Below are 2,378 nucleotides of genomic sequence, written 5' to 3'. Positions count from 1 at the left end.
TGAGACGTTCTTCAGGCTGTAACTGCTGATACTTGCTTTTATTCATGTGCGCACCTTAGCAGATCAAGGTGTTGCAGTTCACATTTGATCGCGCCCACATAAAGGACGGGTTTGATTTCCTTGGATGGAACGTTCGCAAGTACAACGGCAAGCTCTTGATGAAACCGTCGAAAGCGAACGTCAAAGCACATCTTGACAAAGTCCGTGAAATCATCAAGGCCAACAAGACGGCTAAACAGGCGAACCTGATAAGGCTGCTCAATCCTGTTTTGCGAGGATGGGCGAATTACCACAGCCATGCAGTCGCCAAGAAAGCCTTCAATCGGGTTGATCACGAGGTCTGGTCAATGCTATGACGATGGGCGGCAAGACGGCACCCTAACAAAGGCGCCCGATGGATAAAAATCAAATACTTCAAGGCCAAGGGTCTCCGGGACTGGATATTTGCCGCCCCAGAAAAAGAAGAGGATGGCACGACAAGAGAGGTCACCTTGCTGAAGGCATCGGACACGCCAATAAAACGGCATGTCAAGATCAAGGCGGGCGCCAATCCGCACGATCCTCAATGGGCGCGGTACTTCGAATCCCGATCGGGCCAGAAGATGCTGAACTCAGCGCGAGGTCGCCGTAAGCTGCACCGTGTATGGCTAAGGCAAGATGGCATGTGTTCCAACTGTCAGCAGCCCATCACAATGGACACCCGCTTGGATGTCACGCATATTGTGAAGCGAACCGACGGCGGGACGGATGCAGCAAGCAACCTTCAAGTGCACCATCTCAGTTGCCGTAGAAATCCGTAATACGCCTGAATAAGCAGTTGCACCACCGGGTGTCGACAGATGCCTTTGTAGAGGCTTGAGCCGTATGCTCCTAAAGGCGCACGTACGGTTCTTAGGGGGCTGTATCGCAGCAATGCGGTACGGCTACCCGACCAAGACCACCGCGCGATCAAACGGCGTACCCGCCCCATGCTCGGGTTCAAGAATTTCCGGTGCGCACGCATCCTACTCGGTGGCATCGAGGTGGCTCACATGATCGCCAAGGGGCAGATGAAAGACAACGGCGCCCGACAAACTGTTGCCGAGCAGTTCTATTCGTTGGCGGCATAAGTAGTCCTAGTCATATCAGGCGTTGCTCAACTTGCAATCGTTATCGCGACAAAACCTGCGGGCGCACTTCCGCGTCATCCGTCATCGTCGCCCGAAGCTGGCCTGTTCGTGCTGCGACTGCATCGTGCAGGCCGCGGCGCCGAGCCGCCCCATCGATCGCGGTCTTCCCGGCCCGGCATTGCTCGCGCACATCACCACATCGAAGTTCGCCTACCACATTCCGTTCTACCGCCAGTCGGTCATGTACGCCCGTGACGGCGTCGAGATCGAGCCGGGCACCATGGGCCACTGGCTGGGCAGTCTGACCTGGCTGCTCAATCCGCTGGTCGATGCAGTGCGCCGCCACGCGCTTGGCGGCAGCAAGGTTCACGCGGGCGATACGCCGCTGCCGGTGCTCGCGCCGGGCAATGGCAAGACGAAGACAGGTCGCCTGTGGGTGTGCGCGCGCGATGCCAAGTCCAGTGGCTCGACCGAAGCGCCGGCGGTCTGGTTTGCCTATACGCCGGAGCCGACTTCACCGGCGTGCTGCAGGCCGATGCGTTCGCCGGCTATGCGGAGTTATACCGAAGCGGGCGCATCCGGGAAGCTGGCTGCATGGCGCACGCACGTCGAAAGCTGCACGATCTGCACGCAGTGCGGCCTTCGTCGATCACCACCGAGGCCCTGGAGCGCATTGGCGCGCTCTATCGGATCGAAGAGCACATCCGCGGCAAGCCGCTGGAGGAGCGCAGGCACATCCGCCAGACGCAGGCCGCGCCACTGCTCGATGAACTGAAGCAGTGGTTCGAGGCGACGCAGCTCACGCTCTCTGCGAAGTCGGACACCACCAAAGCGATCCAGTACGCGCTGAATCGCTGGCCGGCGCTCGCCTATTACTGCTCCGACGGGCAGGCTGAGATCGACAATCTGATTGCCGAGCGGGGCGTTGCGCGGTGTCGCAATTGGCAGACGCAACTATCTCTTCGCCGGTGCTGACTCGGGCGGCGAACGTGCCGCGGCAATGTACAGCCTGATCGGTTCGGCACGCATGAACGGCATCGATCCCGAGGCCTACCTGCACTACGTCATCGATCGCATCGCCGATCATCCAGCCAACCGTATCGACGAACTGCTGCCGTGGAACGTCGCACATCTGCTGCCGGCGGCTACACGCGCCTACCCGACTCCCTAACCGCTAACGAGGCTCCGCCTCAGACCGACGAGTGGTATGGGTGACTGGGTGGCGCTGGAGGTGTAGGGTGGCTCCGGTCGAGCCGGCTGGGACAAGCC

At 59.7% G+C, this 2,378-nt stretch carries 2 protein-coding genes and 2 pseudogenes; all 4 read left to right on the top strand.

Features of this window, described 5'->3' with window-relative positions:
• The first annotated feature begins 68 nt into the window (after positions 1-68).
• Positions 69-356, top strand: a complete 288-nt coding sequence (locus P3T23_RS47500) for a group II intron maturase-specific domain-containing protein (RefSeq protein ID WP_429322919.1) — start codon at positions 69-71, stop codon at positions 354-356.
• Positions 357-602: 246 nt separating this feature from the next.
• Entirely contained in the window at positions 603-800 is a 198-nt protein-coding gene (locus P3T23_RS47495; protein WP_429322920.1) for an HNH endonuclease, read from the top strand.
• A 129-nt stretch (positions 801-929) separates the two neighbouring features.
• Positions 930-1,109: pseudogene (locus P3T23_RS47490) on the top strand (IS6 family transposase); the annotation flags it as partial.
• 55 nt (positions 1,110-1,164) lie between these two features.
• Positions 1,165-2,280 (top strand): annotated as a pseudogene (gene tnpC, locus P3T23_RS47485) (IS66 family transposase); the annotation flags it as partial.
• Positions 2,281-2,378 lie beyond the last annotated feature (98 nt).

Source organism: Paraburkholderia sp. GAS448 (assembly GCF_050435685.1).
GTDB lineage: Bacteria > Pseudomonadota > Gammaproteobacteria > Burkholderiales > Burkholderiaceae > Paraburkholderia.
This window is presented reverse-complemented; position numbering and strand designations above follow the sequence as displayed.